Below are 25,612 nucleotides of genomic sequence, written 5' to 3'. Positions count from 1 at the left end.
GACGGGACGACCGTATGGGGATGCCCGGTTGGTCCACATCGCCCGTTGGTGGGCGCAGACGCCGCTGCGGCCCCGCCCTTCGGACGAATCCTTCGGCCGAGTTCGCCTGGCTGAGTTCGCCTGGCTGAGTTCGTCCGGCTGAGCCGCGCGGGCTACCGGTGGGCCTGCCGGGTCTGCGCTCCACTTCGCCACAGTTCCCAGGCCAGCCAGGCCGAGCCGATCCCGACGAGTACGCCGTGCGCGATCCGTACCCCGGCGGGGGTGAAGAACTGCGGCAGGAAGAGTGCGAAGCCCAGCGCGAACGGGATCCCGCTGTAGCGGCTCAGCCTTCCCGACCGCCGGACCGCCACCGCGGCCAGTACGGCGCCGACGCCGAGCGCCAGCAGTCCGACTATGAAGGTGGCGCTCGCGGCCGGACCGAAGCGTACGGCCTCGACCACGGCGAGCAGGTCGAACCGCTCCCCTTCGGCGGCCGCCCTGGCGAGGGCGTTCAGCCCGAAGTCCTCGGCGCCGTAGTACGGCAGGACGAGTCCGGCGCCGATCCACCCGGTCAGCAGCGCGGCGACGGCGGGCCGCTCGCCCGGGGTGCCGTCGACAGCCCTACGCAGCGCGAGAAGCCCGAGCGGCAGCAGGATGAACCCGATCATGGCGAAGAGGTGCGAGGCGACCCACGCGGTGGAACTCATCGACGCGATCGCCCCGGCCGGGGTGGATTCGTCGTGCCAGGGCCGGGTGGCCGGATAGAGCACGAAGAGCGCGCCGACGGCGGCGAGCAGCACGGCACCGGGGCGGGTGTGGTTGGTGGCCGGTCGCTGGGCCACGACGGTCTTAGTACTCTCCATAGCTCATTAGCTAATGTCATTAGCCATAGCGTGTCAAGCGGCCGGAAGGACGATCGGGTGATGCCGTACCGGACGACGGCCGGCGAGGCGCCGGGGTCGCCGGCCGGCGGACGGGTCAGGCGCAGACGACGTTGACGCCCGCGTCCCGGAACGCCTGGAGCGTTGCCGGGTCCGCGCCCGAGTCGGTGACCAGGGTCTCGACCCGCTCGATCGGGCAGATCCGGGCGAAGGCGTGCCCGCCCAGCTTGGACGAGTCGGCGATGATCACAACTCGCTTGGCCCTGGCCACCATCAGGTTGTTCATCGACGCCTCGCCCTCGTGGTGCGCCGCCGCACCGAGCTGCACGTCGATGGCGTCCACCCCGAGCAGCGCCACGTCCAGGGTGACCTCGCGGAGCAGGGCACCGCCGAGCGGGCCGACCAGCTCGAAGGACTGCGGCCGGACCACCCCGCCGGCCACCACGATCTTCATCCTCGACCGGACCAGCAGCTCGTTCGCGATGTTCAGCGCGTTGGTCACCACTGTCAACTGGGCACCGTCGGCACTGCTGTTCAGGTCGGGGCGTACGGCCAGCCCCCGGGCGACCTCGGTGGTGGTGGTACCGCCGTTGAGCCCGACCACCATCCCCGGGGCGACCAGGGCAGCGGCCGCGGCACCGATCCGCTGCTTCTCGGCCGAGTGCTTGGCGGTCTTGTAGCGCAGCGGCAGATCGTACGAGACGCCGTTGGCGACCGCGCCGCCCCGGGTACGCGTGATCATCTGCTGTTGGGCGAGCTGGTCGAAGTCACGCCGGATGGTCGCCTGCGACACGTCCAGCCGGGCGGCGGCGTCCTCCACGCTGACCCGACCGGTGTCGGTCAGAAGTTCGAGCAGCGCGTTCCATCTCGCATAGCGGTCCACCCCGGGCCTCCAGCTTCGTCGCGGAGATTCCGTGCACAATAGTGCGCGAAACGCGCAGCCGCAAAACTTTGTTCTGCGCAAAGCTGCGCGCGGTTGCCACGACCGAGGTTTTTCGCGCAGAATGACGCGCGAAAGATCGTCAAACCGAGCCGTATTGCGCAGGCCGGTCCGCCGTCACATGGCGCCGCCCCGCCGGTGCGGTCTCCCGCCCGCGAGGAGCTGCGATGGGCCACGTCGACGCGGAGATCGCCAGCCAACCCGAATGCTGGCGACAGGCCGCCACACTCGCCGCCGACTCGGCCGGCGCACTGCCCCGGCCCGGGGAACGGGTCGCCGTGGTCGGCTGCGGCACCTCCTGGTTCATGGCGATGGCGTACGCCAGCCTGCGCGAGCGCGCCGGGCACGGCGAGACCGACGCCTTCCAGGCCTCCGAGTTTCCGCTCGACCGCCGGTACGACCGGGTCGTGGCGATCACCCGGTCCGGCACCACCACCGAGGTGCTCGACGTCCTCTCCGCACTGCACCGGCGCCGGCCGAGCGTCGTGATCGTCGGAGCCCCCGACACACCTGCGGTGGAACTCGCCGAGCAGAGCATCGCGTTGCCCTTCGCCGACGAGCGCTCGGTGGTGCAGACCCGGTTCGCCACAAGCGTCCTCGCCCTGCTCCGGGCCCATCTCGGCACCGACGTCTCCATGCTGGCCGCCGATGCCGAGGTCGCGGTACGCGCCCCGCTGCCGTTCGACCCCGCCCGGGTCGAGCAGATCACCTTCCTCGGCAAGGCCTGGACGGTCGGGATCGCCCAGGAGGCGGCGCTCAAGTGCCGCGAGGCGGCCGGCGCCTGGGCCGAGGCGTACCCGGCGATGGACTACCGGCACGGCCCGATCTCGATCGCCGGACCGGGCCGGGTGGTCTGGGCCTTCGGCGAGGTCCCCGACGGGCTGGCCGAGGACATCGCGGCCACCGGGGCGGCGTTCGTGCACAGCCGGACCAGTGGCGTGCACGCCGTCATCGGCGGCTGGGCGGCGGGCCGGCCGCCGCTGGACCCGATGGCCGACCTGATCCTGGCGCAGCGCTTCGCCGTCGCCCTGGCCAAGGGGCGCGACCTCGACCCGGACGCGCCCCGGCACCTGCGCCGGTCCGTGGTGCTCGCGTGACCGACCCCGCCGTGCCGGCGACCGGCGCCGCCACCGGCGATGCCCCGCCCACGGACGTCGTCGTCGCGCTCGACGTCGGCGGGACCGGGATGAAGTGCGCCCTCGTCCGCACCGACGGCCGGGTCGTGCACACCGAACGGCACCACACCCTGGCCGAACGCGGCCCGGCGCGCGTGGTGGACCGGATCCTCGACATCGCCGAGGGGCTCGCCGGCAAGGCGCGGGCCGACGGGTTGACCCCGGTCGCCGTCGGACTCGCCGTGCCGGGAGTCGTCGACGAGACCACCGGCCGGGCGGTCTGGTCGGCCAACCTGGGCTTCCGGGACGTACCCCTGCGGGAGCTGGTCACCGCGCGGCTCGGCCTGCCCGCGGCGCTCGGCCACGACGTGCGCTCCGGCGGCCTCGCCGAGGCCAGACTCGGCGCCGGACGGGGCACCCGGCACGTGCTCTTCCTCGCCATCGGCACCGGGATCGCCGCCGCGCACGTGGTCGACGGCTCGGCCTTCGCGGGCGCGCACGGCGCCGCCGGCGAGCTGGGCCACGTCGTCGTACGCCCCGACGGGCCGCGCTGCGGCTGCGGCCGGGTCGGCTGCCTGGAGGCGGTCGCCTCGGCCGCCGCGGTCGGCCGGCGCTACACGGCGCTGACCGGTGTACCGGCGACCGCCGCCGAGGTGGTCACCCGGGCGGGCGGCGGCGAGGAGACCGCGACCCTGGTCTGGCGGGAGACGGTCGACGCCCTGGCCGACGGGCTCGCCATCGCCCAGGCGCTCTACGACACCGAGGTCGTCGTGCTCGGCGGCGGGCTGGCCGAGGCCGGCGCCGTCCTGCTCGACCCGCTCGGCGTGGCGCTGCGGCAACGGCTGACGTTCCAGACCGAGCCCCGGCTGCTCCGCGCGGCCCTCGGCGACGAGGCCGGCGCCCTCGGCGCCGCGCTGCTCGCCCTCGACACCCGCGACCAGCACACCGAGGAGATGACATGACCGTCCGGGTCAGTGGCAAGGTGGTAACCCCGACCGGCGTGATCCGGCAGGGCTGTGTGGAACTGGACGGCGAACGGATCTCGGCGGTCGCCGAATACCCGTCGGTCCGGGACGGGCACTGGATCGTGCCCGGCTTCGTGGACATGCACTGCCACGGGGGCGGCGGGCACACCTTCACCACCGGGGACGCCGACGAGGCCCGGGCCGCCGCCGCGTTCCACCTCTCGCACGGCACCACGAGCATCCTGGCCAGCCTGGTCAGCTCGCCATTTGAGCTGATGCGGGGCGCCACCGAGGCGTACGCGCCGCTGGTCAAGGAGGGCGTACTGGCCGGCGTGCACTACGAGGGGCCGTACCTGTCCGGGGTGCGCTGCGGGGCGCAGAACCCGAAGTTCCTCCGTGACCCCTCCGTGGACGAGCTGACCGAACTGCTCGCCCTCGGCGACGGTACGCTCCGGATGGTCACCATCGCCCCCGAGTTGCCCGGCGCGCTGGCCGCGATCGAACTGCTCGTCTCCCGCCGGGTCGTCGCGGCGATCGGGCACACCGACGCCAGCTACGAGCAGACCGGCGCCGGAGTGATCGCCGGCGCGACCGTGGCGACGCATCTCTTCAACGGCATGCCCAGCGCACACCACCGGGAGCCGGGACCGGTCTTCGCGCTGCTCGGCTCCCCGAACGTGGTCTGCGAACTGGTCGCCGACGGCGTACACCTGCACCAGGGCACCCTGGCGTTCGCCGCCGGGGTGGCCGGAGCGGACCGGGCCGCGCTGATCACCGACGCGATGGCGGCGGCCGGAATGCCGGACGGCGAGTACGAGCTGGGCGGCCAGCCGGTGGTGGTGGCCGACGGCACGGTACGGCTGGCCACCGGCGACTCCACCCCCGGGGCGATCGCCGGCAGCGTGCTGACCATGGACGCGGCGCTGCGCGCGGCGGTGGCGGCCGGGATCCCGATGGTGGACGCCTGCCGGATGGCCGCCACCACCCCGGCCCGGGCGATCGGGCTCGGCGACCGGGTCGGGGCGCTGCTGCCCGGCTGGCGGGCCGACCTGGTGGTACTGGACGACGATCTCAACGTGACCCGGGTGATGCGGGCCGGCGAGTGGATCGACTAGCCGGAATTCAGCACGGTTGCCGCCCTGAGGTGTCGACCGGACCGGGCCGGCACCTCAGGGCGCGCTGGTCGGACCGGTCGGTCTATCCGCCGGACTGCTGCTGCCGGCCAGGATCGGCCGGCGGCGGCGACGGACGAGACGGTAACCGCCGGGACCGACAGAATCCGCTCACCGGGCGAACGTCCCTGCCGGCCCTACCCCCTTGGGCCGGGGCGGCTCAGCGGGGCGGTAGTGCCGGTGGTTCCGGCCTCGGCGACGGTAGCGGCGCCGGGGTGACCGGCCCGAGCGCCGCCGCGTCGACCCGGCGCATCCGGCGGTGCAGCAGCACCGCGCCGGTGAAGACCATCGGCGCGACGACGGCCCGCAGCGGCGTGATCGGCACGCCGAGCAGCAGCCCGCTGGTGGCGCCGAACCCGACCACGCTGGCCCGGTGCGACCACACCGCCCGGAGCTGCCCGCGAAACGTCGACGTCCCGTGGTGGTGCAGTGGGATCGCCAGCATCAGCAATCCGACCAGGAACCCGTTGAGGACGGCGACCGCGCCGAGCGCCACGAACACGTTGAGCCCTGGCACGAGCAGCAGTGGCACCAGCAGCAGCCAGCCGAACTGGACCACCAGGGTGGCCAGGACGGCCTGCCGGATGGCGACCCCGGACGCCCGCCACAGTGCCGGTCCCCGCCGGGTGGCACCGGTCTCGGCGAAGGCGTCGGCGGACGGCTCGATCGGGGCGATCGGGCCGAGCCGGCGCTCCAACCGCCGGGCGAGCAGCACGTAGCACGGGGCGCCGAGCACGATGCTCAGCGGCAGCACGAGGTAGCCGAGGACGAAGTGCAGACCGATCCGTACGCCCCAGAGCAGGATCTCGCCGAGCGTGTCGTGGATCCACCGGGGCCAACTCTCGGTGAACCAACCGAACGCGGCGGCGACGCCGGCCTCGACGGTGTGCGCGATGCCGAACAGGACCGCCGCCAGCAGCACGAGTGGAGCCACGGCGTAGAGCCAGAGTGTCGGACTGCCGATGAACCGCCCGGCGCCCCGGAAGAAGTAGCCGATCCCGGCGCCGAAGTTGACGATCGGCCGGGTCCCCCGGTAGGCGGCGGTACGCGCCGTCTGCGCCGCGCCGGAGGCCACCGAGGCAGCCGTCTGGGCCGCGCCGGAGGCCACCGAGGCAGCCGTCTGCGCGGCGCTGCTGGCCACCGCCCGGCCGGACCGGAGTAGCGCCTCGGCGTCCGGAAGCTGGGGTGGCTTTCCGGGGGACCCCAGCGCGGTGGGGGTCGGTTCCACCGGGACGAGCATTGCCGCCTCGGCCGGGACGACCGGCTGGTGTACGAGGTCCGGGAACCCGGCGGCGGAGTCGTCGGCGCCGGCCAGCCGGGGTGGGACGGAAGGTTCGGGCTCAGGGGTACGCATGCCTCGACGACCTTTCGTTTCAAGTGGACCGACGGCCGAGGATCACGTTCCGCGTTGCGAGGCACCGCCCGACGCCTCGATCGCGCACACTGGCGTCAATCGTCGTAGGTCAGGTCGTCTTCGTCGAGGTGCTGCTCGGTCATGACCTTGGCGGCCTCGTCTTCCCTGCCCTGTGCCCGAAGCGCCTTGACCAGCAGGATCTGGCCCGTCCAGAAGTCGGGATCGACGAGTACCGCCGCCCGCGCGTCGGCCTCCGCCTCGGTCGGCCGGTCGGCCTGGAGCAGCAGGCGAGCCCGGCCGCTGTGGACCTCCGCCACCCGCACCGGCTCCGAGGTGTCGTCGAGCAGGGCCACCGCCTGGTCCAGCCGCGACACCGCCTCGTCGTACCGGCCAGCAGCTGCCAACACCGGTCCGGCCGCCTCGTGGACGGTGACAAGATCCTCCGGCGGAATTCCGGGTGCCGCACCGAGCAGCCCGTCGACCCGGGCCAGCACGGCGGGGCCGAGTTCGTCAGATGGCCGGTTCGACAACTGGACGAGCGCCTTGCGCAGCGTACGGAACTCTCCCGCGACCGGATCCCCGGCGTCGTCGGCCCGCTGCCCGACCTCGGGATCCGGCGGCTCGGCCGCGCCGCCGGCCTCCACAGAGGTCGGCGACGTCACTCCGGTGGCCCGGGTCCGGTACCGGTCGGCCGCCTCGACCAACCAGCGTACGGCCGCCGGGCCGGGACACTCGTCGGCAGCCTGCTCCAGCAGCACCTCCAGCGGCGGCACCTCGGCCGGAAGCCGCTCGGCGGCCACCAGTGCGGCAAGCTGGTCGTCGACCTCGGCACGGTACTGGTATGCCCGTGCGCGGTAGAGCTGCAACAGCAGATATCGGCAGCTCAGCACCAGCTCCGTCAGCCCGGCCCCGGCCAGCGACCGCAGCGCCTCCTCGGCCGCCTCCACCGCGTCCTGCCAGTCGCCCTCTTCCTCGTGCAGCGCCCGGGCAACCGCCAACCGGGTCCGGGCCGCTCCGGCGTCGTCACCTGCGGCGATCTCTCCAGAGAGCCGATCCAGCAGCCGGTCGAGGGTCTTCCGCAGCGGCTTACCCTCGGCGCCCACAGCCCGGCCGGCGAGCACGGTCAGCGGTAGCCGGTCGGTCACCGGCTCCGCCGCGATCCGCGCCTCGACCCGACTGCTCTGGTAGGTGTTCCCGTTGCGGGCATCGAACCGGGCGGCCAGTTCCCGCGCGTGCGCGACGAGTTCGTCGTGCAATGCGGCCACGCTCGAATCCTCGCGCCGGCCGTCGTCGAAGCGGCGTCGCACGGGCAGGTCGCCGTGCCCGGACGCCCGCAACCGGCCGAGCACCTGGACCGCCGCCGAGGCGAACTCCATTGCCGCGTACGGCGACGACGGCCGCTCCAGCCAACCCAGATGCCGCTCGACGATCTGCAACCCGTGTGTCTCGTTGCCGGTCAGCCCACAGAAGAGCAGGTACTGGCCGATGTTGTCGAGATGGTGCCGGTCGTTGCGGGCCGCCGCGTAGCCGCGCCGGAACGCGTCCAGCGCGTCGTCGAACCGGCCGGTGTGCAGCATCGCCGGCAGCAGTTCGGCGAGCATCCACTGTGGTTGCTCGGTGCAGCCGCCCCGCTTGTACGGCTCGCCCACCGTGATCGCCTCCTCGTACCGCCCGAGGGAGACCAGGTGACGGACCTGCCCGGAGGGTACGCACGCGGTGCAGTCGGAGAGACCGTCCCGTGGTGCGGTGAGCAGCCGCTCGTACCACTCCCCGGCGGCGGCGAGGTCGCCGACGTGGTGTGCCACCAGCCACCGGTGCTGGTAGACGGCGTGCAGGCTGTGCCCGCCCAGCCGGTAGCGGCGTTCCATGTCGTCGAGCACCGCCGCAGTGCGGTCCAGCGGGATCTCCGGAAACTGCGGCAGGGACCAGACGACCCACTTGAAGTTCCAGAGCAGCGAGCGGGCATCGTGCTGGTGGGCCACCTCGGGCCGCCGGTCGAAGGTCGCCAGACACCAGGAGAAGGCGAGGAAGAGCCGGGTCGGGTCGCCGCCGTGGTGGAAGCCGCTCATCGCGTTCATCCGGGCCCGGAAGGCGAACTCGACGTTTCCGGCGGCGTCGGCGTGCCGGAACACCGCGTCCAGCGCGGCGAACCGGGCCGGGCCGTCCGGCAGGCTCCACGCCTCGTGGAGCATCTTCTCCAGATCCTGGTCGGACGTTGTCACCGGCCCTCCCCCGACGGCTCGTTCGGCTCTCCGTCGACAGGGCCGGCGGTCTCGACGGAACCGGCTGGCCCGCCGGCGGTCTCGACGGAACCGGCTGGCCCGCCGGCGGCCATCGCCCGGCCGAGCAGGCCGAGGAAGGACTGGTTGAGCGCGGCCGTGTCGACCGGGCGCAACGGCTGATGGCCGAGGAGCAGCGCCTGGACGTAGAGCCCCTCGACGGCCAGCACCGTCAGTTGCTCGTCACCGAGGCCGACCGCCTGCCGGACCAGCGGATTTCGGTGGTTGAGGACGAGCCGTGGCCGGTCGTCGTGTCCGGTGGTGAGCGACCCGAGAATCGCCGTCCAGGTCTCGTCGGTCTCCTGCTGCCGCTGCCGCAGGTCCATCTGCAGCGCGGTGTCACCGTCGAGCAGATAGAGCGCGGGCAGGCTGATCGGGTCGAACGCGTTGATCTGGACCTCGACACCGAACCGGTCGAGAGCGCGCTGTGCGGTGGCCAGGAACGGGCGTACGGTCAGCGCGGTCGCCGGGTCCAGCGGCTCCAGCTCGGCGGCCAGATCGGTCGAGTTGAGCGCCTCGACCTGGATCGTCGGGTCGAGGTCGGGCAGCCGGGCCACCAGCTCGGCCTCGTAGACGTAGCCGGCGTTGACCACCGGAATCGACTGAGCGGCGGCGACCGAGGCGATCTGCCGGAACTCGTCCACCGACGGGGTGTAACGCACGACGCCGAACCGTTCCCGGAACTCGGCCAGGGTCAGCCGGCCCTGGTTGGTGTCGAACGGCCACCACTGGTCGACCAGGCGCAGCATCTCGTCGTCGTGCACCGCCAGCGCCTTGACCCCGAGATGGTGGATCCGGAGGAACTCGGCGAGTTGCGGTGACCGGCTGCGGCCCAGTTGGGTCAGCCAGCCGCGCAACTGGTCGCCGAGGGCCTCGCGCACCTGCTCCAGCAACGAGTCCTCGTAGAGCGCCTCGCGGCTGGCGGTCGGACGCAGTTCGCTGGTGTCGACCACGCAACGGACGAAGAACGCCCACTCCGGCAGTAGCCCTTCGATGCTCTCCGACAGCAGCATCCGCTTGAGATAGACGCGGTGCGCCACCCGGGTCGCCGGGTTCGCCGGGGCCGGCAGCACGAACGCGACACCCCGCAGCCCCGCCTCCGGCACCGTCAGATCGACTGTGGCGAACGGCGTGAACCCGAAAACCTCCTGGGCGTACGTCGCCAGCCGCATCCGCCGGGCGATGCCGCTCTCCGCCGGATCCGTCTCCCAGGGTGCGGGCCCGACGGTGACCGGCAGGTCGTCGACGCGTACCGGGATCGGCAGCATCGAGCCGTAGAGCGCGGCGAGCCGGTGCACCGTCTCGGCCGTCAGCCAGGGTTCCATGTCCCGCCGGGGCGCCAGGGTGACAGTGGTGCCCGGCTCGGGACGCTGACGGTCGGCTGGCGCGAGGTCGACCTCGTAGCGGCCGTCGGCGTAACCGGTCCACTCCACTGTCGGGGCGTCGCCCTGCCGGGTCCAGACCCGGATCTCGTCGGCGACCAGGAAACAGGAGAGCAGGCCGATGCCGAACTGACCGAGGAACTCCTGCCGGGCAAAGCCGAAATCGTCCCTTTTGGAGCTGCGGCCGATGGTGGCGAGCAGCTCGTGCACCTGCTCCTCGGTCAACCCGATGCCGGAGTCGTGGATCCGCAGCGTCCCGTCGCCGGTCGAGGCGGATGACTCGATCCAGACGTCGCCCTGGACGTCGGGCTCGCCGATCCGTCGGGCGGCGATCGCGTCCACGGCGTTCTGCATCAGCTCCCGCACATAGACCTGTGGACTGGCGTAGAGGTGATGGCTGAGTAGGTCGACGATGCCCCGCAGATCGACATGGAACGTGTATCCCACCCGTGCACCCTCCCCGTCCGCGCGCCAAGGCCAGTGCACATTACCGCCCCGCTCCGCCGGGCAGAACCGCTTTGCCGGGCGAGCAGCGGGCAAGTCAGGCGGAGAGGATTTGGACGTCGTACTTGCGGATCTCGGGGTCACGCGTGACCAGCGTCAATTGCTCGCAGCGTGCCTGGGCGGCCAGAATGCGATCGAATGGATCGCGATGTATCAGCGGCAGCCGACCCGCGACCATGGCGTGGTCGGAGGTGATGGGCAGTTCCCGGAAGCCGCTGCCCCGGATCCGCTCCGCGAGGTCGGTCGGCTCCTTGAACTTGCCGATCGACTGCTTGATGGCGACCTCCCACACGGTCGCGGCGCTGACGAACACGTCCGGGTCGTGGTCCAGTCGGTCCTTGATGTCGTCGGCCAGCGTCGGATCGTCGGCCAGCCACCAGATCACGACGTGGGTGTCCAGAAGCAGGCTCACCCGGTCATCCCGAAGTCGCGCGCGATGGCCTCGTTCACCTCGGGGGCGTCCCAGTCCTCGGTGGCGACAAGGCGATCCCGAAGGGAGCCACGGCCGGTACGGTTCACCCGGTTGGTCAGTGGAACCACCTTCGCGACCGGGGTGCCGGCTCGGCTGATCACGATCTCCTCGCCGCGTTCGACTCGATCGATGATCCGCGACAGGTTCGTTTTCGCATCGTGGATGTTGAACTGGGCGGCTTCGCTCGACATGTTCCCTCCTTAGCTAAGAGGTTAGCCCAGTCGGCGCCCGACCAGCCAACACACCTCGGATCCGCGCAGCCCACTCTCGCTACTGCGTTGCCCATCGGGTCGCCAGCAGGTCGACCTCGGCCAGAAATCGGGGCACCTCGTCGTCCGGCAGCGGCCGGAGCAGCTTCCAGAGCAGCAGCAACTCGGCCTCGATGACGACCTCGGGGTCGAGGCCGTCCAGGTCGTCGGGGCTGATCGTCGCGGCCCCGATGAGCCGTTCGGCAACTCTCGGGTCGACGTCGAAGCCGGTCCCCACCATCTCGGCCCGGGCACCGGCGACGTACCAGATGATCTCGACCTGGTCCGGAAACCCTCCGCCGCGCAGCCGGGCCGCGAGGAAGAAGGCGGCGCTGACCACCAGCTCCAGATCTGCCCAACCGGCCTCGTCCAGTTGCGCACGACGCTGGCGGTAGGTCGCCGGGTCACCCCGGACCACGTCCCGGATCAGTTCGAGATGGCCGCTCCAGGAACGGGACCGGTCGGCCGGGTCCAGGTCGGTCTGGCTCACCACGGCCCTCGGTTGGGCGTACGCCGGGACGGGTCGACGAACCAGCAACGGGCGTGCCGGCTCTGCCACTGTCGCAGCCCCTGCCGGATCCGTTCCGCCTCGGTGCGGGCCATGCTCTCCGCCCGTAGCAGTTGCTCCAGTTCGTCGGCGAGATGGCCGAGGTAGGCGTACACCTCTTCGGGATCGAGGCCGCGCCACCGCGAACCGAAGGTGGCGGCGCGGACCTGGAACGGTTGGACGCGCTGCCCGGCTCGATAGATCATCGCGGCCCCCGGACCGCTGCCGGCATGTCGGTCTGTTGCACGTCGATCCCTTCGTCGAGGGGCGGCGCCGAGGCGGGCGGGGTCGGCCGTCGGCTGCCCGGACACCCGACGGCCGGAGCCCGGCACCCGCCCCGGGCCCTTCTCCCGCTTCCGGCCGCCGCGCCCCCGCAGCGTCCGGAAGAGGCTCTAGCTGGTCGCGCCGGTCAGCCGATCGGTGTACGACGCCAGCGCGCCGGCCGCCTCGGTCAGGCTGGCCGTCATCAGGCCGAGTTGCTCGGCTGCCTGCGACCACTGCTCAGTCACGGTGTCGGTGGAACAGTCGGGGTCACCCGCGTCCCGGAGCCGCTGCCCGGCGCCGCGCAGCCGGTCGGGCAGCCCGGCGATCCGCTCGGCCGCCTCGGCGAACCCGGTCTGCGACACGGTCAGCATGCCGGCGACCTGTCCGATGCTTGTCACGTCGTCCCGGCCGAAGCGTTCGTGCACCCGCCGGATGCCGCTGCCGAGCAACTGCTCCGCGTGGTTGGCGAGGTCGAGTGCGTCCTCGGTGCAGCGGCGGGCCTGCCGCAGCTGCGGGTGTGCCGAGCCGGCACCGGTCCGTTCCAGCAGCGAGGCAGCCGCCGAGACGGTCAGGTACGCCTCCCGCAGCTCGCCCGCGACCTGCTCGGCCGCCCACGCCGCACTCGCCTCCGGGGTGTCCACCGGGATGTCCTTCGCCGACACCTCGGCCGGTGTCTTGGCTGGCGTCTCCGCCGGTAAGTCCTCCGTCGCCGCCGCTGAGGGGCGCGGCGGGATGGAGGTCGACTCCAAGTCAGCGCTGAACATGGCAACCCTTCCGTTGGCCGCTCGATCGATGTTTTCTACGTTGACTCGTGACTACAGTACTAGTCAAGAGCGTTCCGCATGTTGCTCTTTGACAAGTTGACTTGCGCCTCTTGACGGGCGCCTACGGTCGCGGTCATGCGACTGATGGGCGCACACGAGATCCGGATGCGACTGGGCGGGATCAGCCGACAGCGGGTGTACGCCATCACGTCCCACCGGGCGTTCCCGGCGCCGATCGCCGAACTGCAACAGGGCAAGGTCTGGCGCGCATCCGACGTCGAGAAGTGGATCGCGAAACACCGCCCCGAACTGGTCGGCGAGGGCGACGAGGAGCAGTAGCTCAGCCCTTTGTCGGGCTGATGCTGCAAAACAGCGGTTACCTCGGGGGTCAGCCCTCTCCGACGGGCCTCCTTCCGCTTGCTGCGACATCGGAGTGCCGGGGCAGCCCGGACCACCAGGTCAGGTTCGGGTCACCGCTCGGTGGCCCGATGGCCACCCCGACACGTCCCGGGCGTACGGGCCCGGTCAGGTTGCCCTGTTTGCCGACGAAGGCCACCCACAGACAACTTATGATGCCTAGTGTCTAAAGACAAGCCTTACGACACCAAGAACTTGATGTCATAAGAAAACGGTGATCAGATGATGGTGCCGACGAAGGAGCACCACCATGCCAGTCACACCGTTCTACGAGCGGATCGCCAGCGAGATCCGCGACCGAATCAAGTCCGGTGAGCTGAAGCCGGGCGACAAGCTGCCCTCTACATCCGAGTTGTGTACGCAGTACGGCGTGTCAACCCAGGTCATCCGGTCCGTCATGCTGACCCTGCGCGCAGAGGGCCTGGTCGAGGGGCACCAGGGGCGAGGCGTATACGTTCGCGACCCGAGCACAGCCAAGTAGCGCCAGGTGCGGCGGTCGGCTCTCAACGGCCCAGACGAACCCGGCGTCGCCACCGCCGGTTGTGCTGGCTACGCCTCCGCAGCCCACTGCTCCGAGAGCGAGTCGACCTCGGCCAGGAATTCGGCAGCCCTCACGCTGGTTTCAAGGCGGCGCACCAACCTCGTCTTCTTCAAGATCGTGCGGTCGAAGACGAAGTTCTGGCAGATGATCGGCCGAGGCACCCGGCTCCGGCCGGACCTCTTCGCTCCCGGAGTCGACAAGAGGGACTTCCTCGTATTCGACTTCTGCGGCAACTTCGAGTTTTTCGGCCAGAACCCGACCACCACCGAGGGCTCGGTCAGCCCCGCCCTGACCGAACGGATCTTCAAGGCCAAGGTCGAGCTGGTCAGCCAGCTCGACCAGCGCCTCACCGCCGAAGGCGGGCCAGCCGACGACACCGACGGCACGCACAGCGAAGCCGGCCTTCGCCGGGACCTGGCCAACGACCTGCACAGCCCGGTCCGCGCCATGCGGCTGGACAACATCGTCGTACGCCCACACCGCCGCGCGGTCGAATTCTTCTTCGACTTCGCCAACTGGCACCACCTCAGCACGGAGGCGGCCGAACAACTCACCCACGAGCTTGCCGGCCTGCCGAGCGAGGTGAAGGACGACGGCGAGGAGGCCAAGCGGTTCGACCTGACAATCCTGCGGCTCCAACACGACGTGATCACCGGATCCGCCCGGCACTTCGCCAAGCTCCGCGCCAACGTGCAGGAGATCGCGTCCGCGCTGCTGGAACAGACGACGATCCCGGCCATCCGCGCCGAGGTGCGGTTGCTCGACGACGTGGCCGGCGACGACTGGTGGCGGGACGTCACGTTGCCGATGCTGGAACTCGCCCGACGACGGCTCCGCAACCTCGTCCGGCTGGTGCCGAAGGCGAGGCGGACCATCGTCTACACCGACTTCGCCGACCAGCTCGACCGCGAGACCGAACTGGCGTTCGTCGGCGTGAGCGTCGGCACCGATTGGGAACGGTTCTGCGAGAAGGCACGGGTCTACCTGCTCGCCCACGAGGACCATGTCGCCCTGCGAAAGCTGCGACTCAACCGGCAGCTCGCCAGCACCGACCTCGCCGAACTGGAACGGATGCTCGCCGAGAGCGGGGTCGGCGACAAGCAGGACATCGACCAGGCACGGCGGGCCGCTCAGGGCCTCGGACTCTTCATCCGTGGCCTGGTCGGGCTCGACCGGGAAGCCGCCCAGGAGGCGTTCGGCGAGTTCCTCAACGGCCGTACCCTGAACGCCGCGCAGCTCGACTTCGTAACCTGATGATCGGTGACCTGACCGCGAACGGCGTGATGAAGCCCGAGCGCCTCTACGAGTCCCCGTTCACGGGTGTCGCGCCACGCGGCCCGGAGACCCTCTTCGGCTCGGACGAGGTCGACGCACTGATCACCATCGTCAACTCGGTGTGGGCGAGGGCCGTCCCGACAACCGAGGTCGCATAGCCCGGTACCGCTGGACCCGTCCGGAGCCGCCGCCGGCAGTGCCGTCGATGGGGTCAACCCACTGACAGCCTCCCGCTGACTGCGTCGTTCTAGCAGGATGACGGCGATTTTCGTCGGACTTTGACGAAGCAAGGGGCATGTCGACGCTCGCAGGGTGCGGTAACGTGGCCTCGTGCTGATCCGGTTCGAGGCCAACAACTACCGCTCGATCGCCGAGGGCGTCGAGCTGTCCATGGTGGCTGTGGACCGGGATCGAGAAGCAGCGCGGGAGGAGCCACACCTCGGCGAAAGCCTCCTGACGCTGGCCGCGGTCTACGGACCGAACGCTTCAGGCAAGTCGAACGTCGTGGGCGCGATCGCCTGGCTGCGCGACGCCGTGGGAGAATCGCTGCGCTTCTGGGAGGATGGCATCCCACTGGAGCCGTTCGCCTTCGGGGGCCGGCCTGCCGAGTGCAGCGAGTTCGTCATCGAGTGCACCATCGACGGCGTGCGCTTCGAGTACATTGTGGAACTCGACACGGACGAGGTGTTGTATGAAGCGCTATTTCATTATCCAGAAAAGAAGCGCCGCAGGGTTTTCGAACGTGAAGGTCTTGAGCTGAAGCTACAGCGCGGACTAGGGAGCCTGTCCGGCACTCGCGAACTGCTCACAAAGCGCACCTTGGCACTGTCCGTAGCACGACGCTTCGATGAGCCACTGGTGTCCAACTTCGCCAGAGAAATCCTGCGCGTCCAGGTGCTCGGCCGGGTGCCATGGCGGAGCCGACCTGGATCACCCTACGGCAGCAGTTGGCGACCGAGGCGAGGCTTCCCCAACACGACGACCCGCTGGTTCGACGGTCCCGACAATGACGAGTCTGAAATCTCCTCTCATGCCGGCGAGAAGGAGCGGTGGCACACCCTGAGCAGGCGTGGTCAGGCGTTGGCGTTGCTACGCCTTGCCGACCTGGGCATCGAAGATGTCGCCATAGACGAACAGGAAATCGTTTACTCGGGCTCCGGCGAGACGCGAACAGAGCGCCGGCTGCGCCTTGTCCACCGATCCGGAGACAACTCGGCGCCACTCGACTTCTCGAGCGAGTCAGAAGGCACGAGGACGTGGTTCGGACTTATCGGCCCCGTACTGACAGCGCTGCACTCCGGCTCGATCGTCGTCTTCGACGAGCTGGATGCCAGCCTGCATCCGACCCTGTCGGCGGAGCTGCTGCGCATCTTCCGCAGCCGGGTTACTAACCCGCACGGCGCGCAACTGATCTTCACGTCCCACGACACCAGCCTGCTCAACCATCTGAACCGGGACGAGGTGTGGCTCACCGAGAAGAGGCTCGACGGCTCCACCCGGCTCGGTGCGCTCGCCGAGTTCGCCGGCGAGCGGGTGCGCAAGTCACAGAACCTGGAGAACGCCTATCTGCATGGCCGGTTCGGGGCGCTGCCCCATGTCGATCAGGCAGAGTTTCTGCGAGCGCTCGGGTTGATCGGTTGACCAGACGATGAGACAGCGCCGACGCGAGGCGAAGCCCCTCAAGCGCCCAACCGCCCGCCGTTCTGAGCTCCGCACTGTAGTGGTGTTCTGCGAGGGCAAGAACTCCGAGCCCGGATACATCAACGGGTTGAAGAGGCTACCCGAGATAGCCGACAACACGGCTTTGAACCTTGAACTCCACCCCGAGCAAGGCGTTCCACTCACCCTGGTGAAGATGGCAGCCGACCGGCTGACTGACCCGGAGGTGGACGAATGCTGGTGCGTCTTTGACGTCGAGTGGCCAGACAACCATCCAAATCTGCTCGCCGCCAGGCAGCTTGCTCAGGCGAAAGGCATCGGGTTGGCGATCTCTAATCCTTGCTTCGAACTCTGGCTGCTCCTGCACCATTGCGAAGTCACGAAATTCGTCAACACCGCCGAGGCGGAAAGAGCAAGTCGCAAGCTCGACGGCCGGCCTGGGAAGAGTATCGACAGCAGCCTGTACATGCCGCTACGCAAGCAGGCAGCACGCCGCGCTGAGCTTCTGGAGCAGCGTCACGCACGAAACGGCACCACCTTCCCGGACGATAATCCGTCATCGGGCATGTACCACTTCCTGCGGGCGTTGGAACCGCGCCCGACCGCCGAGGTCACCTGATCGGCGTGCCGGCAGGAGGGCCGGGGCACCATCGGGCGGCCCGACCCTCCCACCGTGTTGAGTGCTACTGCTCCGGAGTCACCGTCACGATCCGGCGGCGCCGGGCCAGCAGGTAGAGCAGCACACCGAATCCGATCGCCGCAGCTCCCACCCCACCTACGAGGCCGGCCTTCAGACCGGTGATCGGAAGTTCACCGCCACCGCCACCGCCGCCCGACACGTCGATCGCCAACGGCGCCACGTCGTTGCTCGGTTCGGGGTCCTTCGACGCGCCACGGCTGGTGACCTTGATGGTGCCGTTGTCACCTGGTGTCGACGTGATCCGCACCTTGACGGCGCCGGTGACCGTACCCGATCCGGACGCCTTTGCCGGCCACATGCTCTCGATCCCGCAGGAGACCTCGGGCAGCTCGTCGGTCTGGTGGCCGTCCTCGTCGTGGAAGTAGCACCACTCGTCCCCGCCACGGACCAGTACGGTGCCGCTCGGCGCCACGATGTGCCAGCTGGCCGAACCGTCCGAAGGACCGTGGTTGACCAGGGTGTACGGCACCGTCACCACGTCGCCGACCGCACCGCTGACCGACTTCGCGGAGACGGCGAAGTCGTTGGTGTTCGCCTTGGTCCAGACCTTGTAGTAGGTGGCGTTGTCCTGGGTGTCGACCTCACGCGCGACGGCTGCCGCCGCCTGCTTGGTGCTGCGCAGACCGCTCAGCGCGTCGGCGAACGACTTCCCCTTGCCCTTGCGGGCGGTCACCCGCACCGCGTTCTCCTCCAGGTCCTCAAGCAGCCCGACCTCGAAGTAGCCGTCGTGCTCGGTCGGCCCTTCCAGGTTCTTGCCGAAGGTCGCGCTGAAAATCGTCTCGCCGGTCTCCGGGTCGAAGAGGAGAAAACCCTCGTCGGGTGCGAGCGTCAGGTCCGCTGTGCACAACACCTCGGAGGGGCCGTAGACGTATCCCTCGGGGTGCTCGCCGGGCCAGTAGTTGTAGTAGGTGCAGTCCTCGTACTCCTCGACCCAGCGGGCACCGGTCGGGACCTGGATGCGCACGTAGAAGCCCTCGGCAGGGGTGTCGCCCTCGTTGTAGAGGGCGGCCCGGAAGCGCCGCTTGTCGCCGGCGCCGACCCGGTCGTCCGGGCTGTTCAGGTTGTCTGCCTCGGCGACCAGGTCGGGGCCGGTCGGCACGATCGTGACGTCGAGGTCGCCGCCACCGCTGTGCGTGGTGCCGTCGGGTGCCACGCCCCGGATCGTCGCCTTCAGCGTGCCCGCCGGCCCGGGCTCAGCCCGCTGCTTGCTGGACAGCGTGAACGGGTAGACCGACTCGGCCTGACCGGGCGCGAGGTCGGGGTACTCGCAGGTCACCACGGCGCCCGCGAGCTTGCACTCCTCGGCGTACTCCCACGCCTTGATCGTGACGTCGCGCAACCCGCTGGCGTCGAAGGACACGGTCACGTCGGTCGCGGGAGCGTCGCCGTCGTTGTACAGGTAGACCGGGACGATCGTCTCGGTGTTGTCGATGTTCGCCTCTATCGAATACGACACGGAGAGGACGGGACTCGCCGCCGCTGCCGCCGACGGTGTGACGGTGCCAAGAGACAGGCCAGCGAGCAGGGCGGCGGCCACGACGGCCGCCGATCTGGTTATGCGTACGGACATGAGGCGGGACGCTATCGGAGTGCCACACCACCTCGCTGTCCTTTCTGACCAGTCGACGAACACGACAAATTGCTCCCGGCTCGGCTCGCGGTCGACGGATGGCTTGCGCACATGGTGGCCGCGTCAGCTCGACGATCCGCCCGCTGCCAGTCACGCCGAACCTGCCGTCGATAGAATCGTGCTTTCGAATGCCAGTCCGGAGGCGAGGCACGATGAGCAACCCCGAACCGCCCTCCCAGCAGCCTCCGGCCTCTCCACCGGGTCCGCTGCCGCCGGGGTTCGCCGCACCATCCGGCCCGCCGCCTGTGCCCGGAACTGCCTCGGCGCCACCGGGCTATCCCCCCATCCCGACGCAGCACGGTGCAGCCGCCGCGTCGCCGCAGCAGCCGGGTTACGGCAACCCGCCGCCACAGCAGCCGGGTTACGGCAACCCGCCGCCACAGCAGCCGGGTTACGGCAACCCGCCGCCACAGCAGCCGGGTTACGGCAACCCGCCGCCGCAGCAGCCGGGTTACGGCTACCCGCCGCCGCAGCAGCAGCAACCGGGCTACGGCCCACCCCAGCCCGGCTACCCGCCAGCTCCCGGCCACCCGCCGCAGCCCAACTACGCGCCGCAGCCCGGCTATCCGCCATCGTCCGGCCAGACGCCACCACCCGGCTACGGACAGCCGGGATATCCGTACCAGGACGGTCAGCCGGTGCCCCCCGCGAAGAAGTCGCGCACCGGGCTGATCATCGGGATCGTGGCCGGTGGGGTGGCACTGCTCCTGCTGCTCGTCTGCGGGGTGGCCGGGTTCCTCTGGTACCAGCAGCGCAACGAGGCAAGCGGCGGGGACCTCTCCAAGGTGATCAACTATCGGCAGACGAACCCCGGCGCGCTGTCGCCGGATCACGTCCAGGAGCCGGTCACCTATCCGATGACTCCGCCGGCCGGCGGGCCGCACTTCCAGCGGTGGCAGAACTGCAACGGCGACATCTACCTGGCGCCGATCGAGGACGGCAACGCCGTGCACAGCCTGGAACACGGCGCGGTGTGGATCACGTACCGGCCGGGCCTGCCGCCGTCCGAGTTGGGCAAGCTGCAGGATCGGGTACGCGGGCTGTCGCACATGATGATCAGCCCGTACCCGGGACAGTCGGCACCGATCTCGCTCCAGGCCTGGGGCTACCAGCTCACCGTCGAGGAGGCGGACGATCCGGCGATCCGCGCCTTCATCTCGGCGTACCGGGTGACCGCCGCGATCGAGGCCGGCGCGCCCTGCGGCGGCGGGATCACCACGACCCGGTAACGGACGGCCCCGGCCGTTCAGCGTCTCCGGGTGACGTCAGCGCGGGTCGGCGTCGCCGGCCAGTTCGGCCGGGAGTACCGGCTCGGTGAGCAGGCGGCGTACCCGGGCGGCCCGCTCGGGGTGGTCGAGCCAGCGCCGCAGCAGCCGCCAGCCGTGGTAGTAGCCGAGGACGTAGACGTTCATCCCGGGGGCACGGACGAAGTCCAGGGCCCATCGCGCCTCCGCCTCGGTGACAAGTGCCCACCGGGCCAGGTAGTCGGCGATCTCGGCGTCCGGTCGTCCCTCGGCGGCGAGGAACGCGGCGTTGCCCCAGGCACCCCAGAGCGCGTTCCGGGCGTCGTGGATCGCGGCGAAGTCGCTGCCGTCCGGCCCGATGTCGAGCGGGCCGAGGATGTTGTCGGTAAGCCACCGCTGCGCCTCGTCGCCGGGAAAGACGATCTCCTGGGCGTGCAGCCCCAGCCCTTCGCTGACCACGAAGGACGGCGAGATCATGAACCGGATCTGGTGCTCCGGCAGGCCAGCACCCTCCACCAGGTGGATCTCCTTGAGCATCGACTCCGCGATGTGTCCCGGGAACCCCTCGTGCGCGACGACGTAGAGCAGGTCGGCGAGGTTCACCGGGACGCTGTCGCAGACGTAGAGCGTCCCTCGCCGCCCGCCCTGGTAATGCCCGCGGTGTGGGCCCGGGTCCAGGACGCACTCGACGGCCGTGTCAGCGGGCAGCGACACGATGGCGTCGGTGCGGGTGCGGGTTTCGGCGACGGCCCGGTGGATCAGTTCCGGCAACCGGCCCGCGCGGTCCGGCGGCAGGATGTGCGCCCGCTGCCACCCGTGCAGGCGGGCCGCCAGCGGCCCACGGCCGGGCAGCGCGGTGTCGAGCCGGTCGTGTGCCGCCGCGAAGACCGACTCCGGCTGCCAGGTGGTCGCCACGCCCAGGCACTGGCTGGCGTACTCCGCAAGTGGCGGACCGGCGCCGTCCGTGCCGCCGGCCATCGCCCGCATCGCGCGGAGTTGACCGGAGAGGTGGGCTGCCCGGCTACCGGTGAAGGGCATCTCGCGGAGCAGGTGCGTGCACTCCTCGACCAGCTCGGCGGAGGGCTTCGGCTCCTCGTCCTCGACCTGGCAGCTCCACTCGGCGGGGCCACGGTAGATCAGCACGGTGCCGCCGGTTGACTCTGTCAACAATTTGTTGACGCGCAGTGCCAGTATCGCGTACTTCCGGAGCCACCTCTCCGGATCTAGTTGAGTCGACATGACTGAACTCTGCCCCGAGACGGCTGCCCACACAAGAGTCGACCGGCACCAAACACTTTGCTCTTGCGCTAACTGTTTCGGGAGGGAATACTTAGCCTCATGGCACAGTATTCGGCAGAGCTCGACGGCGTCTTCGTCGCCCTGGCCGACCCGACCCGGCGGGACGTCGTCCGACGCCTCGGCCGTGGTCCGACGAGCGTCGGCGACCTCGCCCGCGAGTTCCCGATGACCCTGCCCTCGTTCATGAAGCACGTGCGGACGCTCGAGGCGAACGGACTGATCCACACGGTCAAGTCCGGCCGGGTACGCACCTGCGTGCTCAACCGCGAACGCCTCGCCCTCCTCGACGACTGGCTGGCCGAACAGCGCCGGATCTGGGAGGAGCGCACCGACCGCCTCGAACGGCTGGTCACCGACCCGAAGGAAGAACATGTTGAACCCCGACCTTGACCTGTCCCTGAAGCGGGTCATCCGCGCTCCCCGGCCCGTCGTCTGGCGCGCCTGGACCGATCCGTCCCGCTTCGCCAAGTGGTGGCTTCCGGCGCCGACCCGGTGTCACGTCGAGCGCCTGGAGGTCCGGCCCGGCGGTGGACTCGTGACCCGGATGAGCGACGACGGAGCAGAGTTCGTCCCGCACATGGACGCGAGCTTCCTCGTCGTCGACGAACTGGAACGGATCGTGTTCACCAACACGATCGACAGCGAGTGGCGGCCCGCGCAGCCGGCCCCGGTCCCGATGACCGCCGAAATCACCCTGGCCGACCATCCGGACGGCACGGACTATCGGATCGTCGTCCGGCACGGCGATCCCGCCGCCCGTGCCCGCCACGAGGAACTCGGCCTCGTCGACGGCTGGGGATCGGTCACCGGACAACTCGCCGGACTCGCCGAGGGCGAGGCGGGCCGATGAAGATCACCCTCACCGAGTTCGTCACCCTGGACGGGGTCAGCCAGGGACCCGGCTCACCGACCGAGGACCCGACCGGCGGCTTCACCCGGGGCGGCTGGCTCGTACCGCACATGGACGAGTCGTTCGTGCGGCGTACCTCCGGATGGCTGGCCCGCGCCGACGGGCTGCTGCTCGGCCGGCGGACCTACCAGGCGTTCGCCCGCGACTGGCCGCAGATCACCGACCCGGACGACCCGTTCACGGAACGGATGAACTTCCTGCCGAAGTACGTCGTGACGAACACCCTCACCGAGGGAAACTGGCAGCCGACGACGGTGCTCCGGGGCGACCCGATCCAGACCGTAGGTGAACTGCGGACACGCCCCGGACGGGAACTCCAGATCCACGGCAGTGCCCGGCTGGGCAGCACCCTGCTCTCCGCCGGCCTCGTCGACACGCTCCGGCTCGTCATCGCCCCCACCGTCACCGGTGCCGGGCGGCGGTTGTTCGACCACCCGGGCGCGGCCGTCGGTTTCCGGCTCGCCCACTCCGAGGTGACGTCGACCGGCCTGCTGCTGCTCGAATACGAGGCGGTCGGCGCCGCACAGGTCGCGGAGTACGAGGGCGTGGCCGCCTTCGTCTAGTCGCGGCCCTGCCCGGGTGGGCCGGGGGCCGGGCGCACGCCGTCCTCCCCCGGCCCATCGACCGCTCCCACCGGCCCCGCCGCCCGGCGTCGCCACCACGATCGCGCGGCCAGCCCGAGCAGCACCGCGGAGACGACCCCGGGACCACAGTGGACCAACAGCACTCCGGCCAGGCTCGGCCCGCCCCAGTCCTGCCGGTACGTCGCTGGATCGGTCATGTCGATCACGAACGGCTCGGCGACCGCACGCACGACCAGATAGAGCCCGAACAGGATTCCGACAACGGCGAGAGCCTTCTTCACGCGCTCGACGATAAGCGCAGATCACTGTGCTCCGCGTCGCCCTGCGGTAGTACCGCCACGCTCGTACCCGGGTATGACCCGCCTGCGCGTCACCGCTACCCGCGTGGTCGCCGCCGCTACCCGCTGTTGCCGCCGGGACGCCCGACGAGCCGGCGTACGGCGTAGCCGAGCGCGCCGACGGCGAGTACGGCGAAGCCGGCCAGTACGCTGCCGACCGGCAGGGTGACCGCGAGCAGCAGGCAGCCGACCAGCCCCAGACCGGCCAGGAACCGGACCGGAAGCCTGCGTCCCGGTTCCCGGCCCAGGGTCAGCGCGGCGGCATTCGTGATCGCGTAGTAGACCAGCACCGTGCAACTGGAGAAGCCGATCGCGTCCCGGATGTCCCCGAGCGCCACCGCCAGGACCACCACCCCGGCGACGGCTAGTTCGGCCCGGTGCGGCACCCGGTACGTCGGATGCACGGCGGCCAGCGCACCCGGCAGATCGCGGCGGCGGGCCATCGCCAGCGTGGTCCGGCCGACCCCGGCGACCAGCGCCAGCAGCACCCCGAGTACCGCCACGGTCGCACCGGCCCGGACCAGCCAGCCCAGTGCGGGGAGCCCGGAGGCGTCCACCACCTCGGCGAGCGGTGCCGCCGAGTGCGCCAGCCGGGCCGGCCCGAGCACCGAGAGCGCCACCACGGCCAGCCCCAGATAGATCACCAGCACCATCCCGAGCGCCACCGGCACCGCCCGGGGAATGGTGCGCTCCGGGTCGCGTACCTCCTCGCCGAGGGTGGCGATCCGGGCGTAACCGGCGAAGGCGAAGAAGAGCAGCCCGGCGGCGGTGAGTACGCCGGCACCGGCCGGCCCGCCGACATCGTCACCGAGGCGTACCGGCCGGAACTCCCCACCGAGGAGTCCCACCAGCGCCACCAGGGTCAGTACGCCCAGCGTCACCGCCACCAGCCACCTGGTGACCCGGGCCGTCTTCCGCACCCCGCGCAGGTTCACAGCGGTCACCGCCAGCACGGCGGCCACCGCCACCGGCCGCGCGTACCCGGGCCACAGGTACGCCCCGATGGTCAGCGCCATCGCCGCGCAGCTCGCGGTCTTGCCCACCACGAAACCCCAACCGGCGAGAAACCCGGCAAACGGGCCGAGCCGCTCCCGGCCGTAGACGTAGCTGCCGCCGGACTCCGGATAGCGGGCGGCGAGCCGGGCCGAACTGGTGGCGTTGCAGTAGGCGACCAGGCCGGCGACGGCCAGCGCGCCGAGCAGGCCGAAGCCGCTGCCGGCGGCGGCGGTCGCCGGGGCGAAGACCACGAAGACCCCGGCCCCGAGCATCGACCCCAGGCCGATCACCACCGCATCGGGTACGCCCAGCCGGCGCTCCAGTTCCTGCACGATGGCGAATCTAGAGGTCGTCGGTGAACACCGCGCGTCGCTGCACCCCGCCCGGCAGGGCCGGCAGCGGAACGTCGTCCCACGGCACCCGTTCGAGCAGCCGGCCTAGGAAGAGCCCGAGCAGCAGCCCGGCGACCGAGTCGGTGATCCAGTGCCAGCCGAGGTAGGTGGTGGTGCAGAAGACGATGGCCGGGGGCGCCAGCCGGATCACGGCGTACAGGCTGGCCGGGGCGTCCGGCCGGCCGAGGGTACGCAGCAGCGCGGCGAGCACGATCGCGATCGCCGCGTACCAGACGATGGCGTTCGCCACGTGCCCGGACGGGTACGCCGTACCGCCCGCCGGGTCGCTGAACAGCCGCTCCGGGTGCGCCAACTCGAAGTTGTGCGGGTAGCCCCGATCCAGCCACAGCTTCATCGGGCCGATGGTGAACGAGGTCAATACGAACGCGCCGACCGGCACCAGCAGTGGCCGGATCGACCGGGTACGCCAGCCGACCAGTGCCGCCAGCCCGAACGCGATGGGCATCAGGAACCAGCCGCCCTGGCCCAGCGAGTTGAGGACCCGGGCCACCCAGTACGCCGGCCCCGGCCGGTGCGCGTCCACCCAGTCCCGTACCGCCAGGTCGAGCCCGAGCAGCTGGCCGGCGGCGAGCGCGGCGGTCAACGCGACAACCGCAGCGACAAGTACGCCGTCGAACCACCAACCGGCCGGGCGGACGGGGCGCAGCCGCAGCGGTCGGCGTACCGTCGTGGTCTCCCGCATTCCGCCCACGCTACCGGGCCGGGCGTGCGGAGCCGGCACAGGACGTCTGGCCGGCCGG

The 25,612-nt window shown here is 70.5% G+C and carries 28 protein-coding genes; 13 read left to right on the top strand and 15 right to left on the bottom strand.

The genetic code is table 11. The annotated features are described in order from the left end of the window. Positions 1-152: 152 nt before the first annotated feature. Together CLT71_RS25115 and CLT71_RS25110 are read right to left on the bottom strand one after the other, a co-directional pair. On the bottom strand, positions 153-842 hold the full coding sequence (locus CLT71_RS25115) for a hypothetical protein (protein ID WP_143743608.1): 690 nt from the start codon (positions 840-842) through the stop codon (positions 153-155). 115 nt (positions 843-957) lie between these two features. After that, positions 958-1,743 (bottom strand): DeoR/GlpR family DNA-binding transcription regulator, encoded by a 786-nt coding sequence (locus CLT71_RS25110; protein WP_101369278.1) that lies wholly within the window; start codon positions 1,741-1,743, stop codon positions 958-960. Positions 1,744-1,967: 224 nt separating this feature from the next. On the opposite strand from CLT71_RS25110, the gene CLT71_RS25105 reads away from it, so the two are divergent. Genes CLT71_RS25105 through nagA form a run of 3 tightly spaced genes read left to right on the top strand, consistent with a single transcriptional unit; the run spans position 1,968 to position 4,995 of the window. Next, complete coding sequence (locus CLT71_RS25105; RefSeq protein WP_101369277.1) at positions 1,968-2,897, top strand: sugar isomerase; 930 nt, start codon at positions 1,968-1,970, stop codon at positions 2,895-2,897. After that, positions 2,894-3,877, top strand: coding sequence for an ROK family protein (locus tag CLT71_RS25100; protein ID WP_486483437.1), 984 nt, complete (start codon positions 2,894-2,896; stop codon positions 3,875-3,877). The genes CLT71_RS25105 and CLT71_RS25100 overlap by 4 nt, the downstream gene beginning before the upstream one ends. Further along, on the top strand, positions 3,874-4,995 hold the full coding sequence (nagA, locus tag CLT71_RS25095; protein WP_101369276.1) for an N-acetylglucosamine-6-phosphate deacetylase: 1,122 nt from the start codon (positions 3,874-3,876) through the stop codon (positions 4,993-4,995). The genes CLT71_RS25100 and nagA overlap by 4 nt, the downstream gene beginning before the upstream one ends. Positions 4,996-5,212: 217 nt before the next feature. Here nagA and CLT71_RS25090 read toward each other — a convergent pair whose 3' ends face one another. The 8 genes from CLT71_RS25090 to CLT71_RS25055 all read right to left on the bottom strand — a co-directional run bounded on the left by CLT71_RS25090 (position 5,213) and on the right by CLT71_RS25055 (position 12,866). Beyond that, positions 5,213-6,406, bottom strand: a complete 1,194-nt coding sequence (locus CLT71_RS25090; protein ID WP_101369275.1) for an EI24 domain-containing protein — start codon at positions 6,404-6,406, stop codon at positions 5,213-5,215. Positions 6,407-6,501: 95 nt separating this feature from the next. Next, entirely contained in the window at positions 6,502-8,628 is a 2,127-nt protein-coding gene (locus CLT71_RS25085) for a tetratricopeptide repeat protein (protein WP_101369274.1), read from the bottom strand. Continuing rightward, positions 8,625-10,514: an HSP90 family protein gene (locus CLT71_RS25080; protein WP_101369273.1), complete on the bottom strand. Its 1,890-nt coding sequence runs from the start codon at positions 10,512-10,514 to the stop codon at positions 8,625-8,627. The genes CLT71_RS25085 and CLT71_RS25080 overlap by 4 nt, the downstream gene beginning before the upstream one ends. A gap of 94 nt (positions 10,515-10,608) precedes the next feature. Beyond that, positions 10,609-10,983 (bottom strand): type II toxin-antitoxin system VapC family toxin, encoded by a 375-nt coding sequence (locus CLT71_RS25075; RefSeq protein ID WP_101369272.1) that lies wholly within the window; start codon positions 10,981-10,983, stop codon positions 10,609-10,611. Beyond that, positions 10,980-11,234: a type II toxin-antitoxin system prevent-host-death family antitoxin gene (locus tag CLT71_RS25070; RefSeq protein WP_101369271.1), complete on the bottom strand. Its 255-nt coding sequence runs from the start codon at positions 11,232-11,234 to the stop codon at positions 10,980-10,982. The genes CLT71_RS25075 and CLT71_RS25070 overlap by 4 nt, the downstream gene beginning before the upstream one ends. A 79-nt stretch (positions 11,235-11,313) precedes the next feature. Beyond that, on the bottom strand, positions 11,314-11,781 hold the full coding sequence (locus tag CLT71_RS25065) for a hypothetical protein (protein WP_143743606.1): 468 nt from the start codon (positions 11,779-11,781) through the stop codon (positions 11,314-11,316). After that, positions 11,778-12,044, bottom strand: a complete 267-nt coding sequence (locus CLT71_RS25060; protein WP_101369269.1) for a DivIVA domain-containing protein — start codon at positions 12,042-12,044, stop codon at positions 11,778-11,780. The genes CLT71_RS25065 and CLT71_RS25060 overlap by 4 nt, the downstream gene beginning before the upstream one ends. 186 nt (positions 12,045-12,230) lie before the next feature. Continuing rightward, the gene (locus CLT71_RS25055; protein WP_101369268.1) at positions 12,231-12,866 is read right to left on the bottom strand and encodes a hypothetical protein; all 636 of its coding nucleotides are present in this window, start codon (positions 12,864-12,866) and stop codon (positions 12,231-12,233) included. Between the two features lie 135 nt (positions 12,867-13,001). Here CLT71_RS25055 and CLT71_RS25050 point away from each other — a divergent pair, with 135 nt between their 5' ends. From CLT71_RS25050 to CLT71_RS25025, 6 genes are all read left to right on the top strand, one after another. Further along, the gene (locus CLT71_RS25050; RefSeq protein ID WP_101369267.1) at positions 13,002-13,205 is read left to right on the top strand and encodes a DNA-binding protein; all 204 of its coding nucleotides are present in this window, start codon (positions 13,002-13,004) and stop codon (positions 13,203-13,205) included. 328 nt (positions 13,206-13,533) lie between these two features. Further along, positions 13,534-13,764 carry a winged helix-turn-helix domain-containing protein gene (locus CLT71_RS25045; protein WP_101369266.1) on the top strand — a complete coding sequence of 77 codons (231 nt, stop codon included), beginning with the start codon at positions 13,534-13,536 and terminating at the stop codon, positions 13,762-13,764. Between the two features lie 177 nt (positions 13,765-13,941). Beyond that, the gene (locus tag CLT71_RS25040) at positions 13,942-15,078 is read left to right on the top strand and encodes a type I restriction-modification enzyme R subunit C-terminal domain-containing protein (RefSeq protein WP_143743605.1); all 1,137 of its coding nucleotides are present in this window, start codon (positions 13,942-13,944) and stop codon (positions 15,076-15,078) included. Then, positions 15,078-15,257 carry a hypothetical protein gene (locus CLT71_RS25035; RefSeq protein WP_101369264.1) on the top strand — a complete coding sequence of 60 codons (180 nt, stop codon included), beginning with the start codon at positions 15,078-15,080 and terminating at the stop codon, positions 15,255-15,257. The genes CLT71_RS25040 and CLT71_RS25035 overlap by 1 nt, the downstream gene beginning before the upstream one ends. A 172-nt stretch (positions 15,258-15,429) precedes the next feature. Beyond that, complete coding sequence (locus CLT71_RS25030; RefSeq protein WP_101369263.1) at positions 15,430-16,740, top strand: ATP-binding protein; 1,311 nt, start codon at positions 15,430-15,432, stop codon at positions 16,738-16,740. Positions 16,741-16,822: 82 nt separating this feature from the next. After that, the gene (locus CLT71_RS25025; RefSeq protein ID WP_199187712.1) at positions 16,823-17,377 is read left to right on the top strand and encodes an RloB family protein; all 555 of its coding nucleotides are present in this window, start codon (positions 16,823-16,825) and stop codon (positions 17,375-17,377) included. A gap of 64 nt (positions 17,378-17,441) precedes the next feature. Here the strand turns inward: CLT71_RS25025 and CLT71_RS25020 are convergent, their stop codons facing one another. Further along, positions 17,442-19,028, bottom strand: coding sequence for a hypothetical protein (locus tag CLT71_RS25020; protein ID WP_143743603.1), 1,587 nt, complete (start codon positions 19,026-19,028; stop codon positions 17,442-17,444). Between the two features lie 305 nt (positions 19,029-19,333). Between CLT71_RS25020 and CLT71_RS36625 the strand changes: the two genes are divergently transcribed. Continuing rightward, positions 19,334-20,317: a DUF3105 domain-containing protein gene (locus CLT71_RS36625; RefSeq protein ID WP_143743601.1), complete on the top strand. Its 984-nt coding sequence runs from the start codon at positions 19,334-19,336 to the stop codon at positions 20,315-20,317. A 36-nt stretch (positions 20,318-20,353) separates the two neighbouring features. On the opposite strand, the gene CLT71_RS25010 is transcribed toward CLT71_RS36625, so the two are convergent. After that, positions 20,354-21,571 (bottom strand): hypothetical protein, encoded by a 1,218-nt coding sequence (locus CLT71_RS25010; RefSeq protein WP_101369260.1) that lies wholly within the window; start codon positions 21,569-21,571, stop codon positions 20,354-20,356. 99 nt (positions 21,572-21,670) lie between these two features. Between CLT71_RS25010 and CLT71_RS25005 the strand changes: the two genes are divergently transcribed. Genes CLT71_RS25005 through CLT71_RS24995 form a run of 3 tightly spaced genes read left to right on the top strand, consistent with a single transcriptional unit; the run spans position 21,671 to position 23,104 of the window. Beyond that, positions 21,671-22,021 carry a metalloregulator ArsR/SmtB family transcription factor gene (locus CLT71_RS25005; protein ID WP_101369259.1) on the top strand — a complete coding sequence of 117 codons (351 nt, stop codon included), beginning with the start codon at positions 21,671-21,673 and terminating at the stop codon, positions 22,019-22,021. Next, positions 22,002-22,481: an SRPBCC family protein gene (locus CLT71_RS25000; RefSeq protein WP_486483436.1), complete on the top strand. Its 480-nt coding sequence runs from the start codon at positions 22,002-22,004 to the stop codon at positions 22,479-22,481. Before CLT71_RS25005 ends, CLT71_RS25000 begins: the two co-directional genes overlap by 20 nt. Further along, complete coding sequence (locus tag CLT71_RS24995; RefSeq protein WP_101369258.1) at positions 22,478-23,104, top strand: dihydrofolate reductase family protein; 627 nt, start codon at positions 22,478-22,480, stop codon at positions 23,102-23,104. The genes CLT71_RS25000 and CLT71_RS24995 overlap by 4 nt, the downstream gene beginning before the upstream one ends. On the opposite strand, the gene CLT71_RS24990 is transcribed toward CLT71_RS24995, so the two are convergent. The 3 genes from CLT71_RS24990 to CLT71_RS24980 form a co-directional block, all read right to left on the bottom strand. Then, positions 23,101-23,406: a hypothetical protein gene (locus CLT71_RS24990; protein WP_101369257.1), complete on the bottom strand. Its 306-nt coding sequence runs from the start codon at positions 23,404-23,406 to the stop codon at positions 23,101-23,103. The two genes, CLT71_RS24995 and CLT71_RS24990, sit on opposite strands and share 4 nt — an antisense overlap. 116 nt (positions 23,407-23,522) lie before the next feature. After that, positions 23,523-24,791, bottom strand: coding sequence for an APC family permease (locus CLT71_RS24985; RefSeq protein ID WP_101369256.1), 1,269 nt, complete (start codon positions 24,789-24,791; stop codon positions 23,523-23,525). 10 nt (positions 24,792-24,801) lie between these two features. Continuing rightward, positions 24,802-25,554, bottom strand: a complete 753-nt coding sequence (locus tag CLT71_RS24980; protein ID WP_101369255.1) for a phosphatase PAP2 family protein — start codon at positions 25,552-25,554, stop codon at positions 24,802-24,804. Between the last annotated feature and the right edge of the window lie 58 nt (positions 25,555-25,612).

Source organism: Plantactinospora sp. CNZ320 (assembly GCF_002846275.1).
Note: the sequence above shows the minus strand (reverse complement) of the source record. Positions and strands in the feature narration are given on the sequence as shown.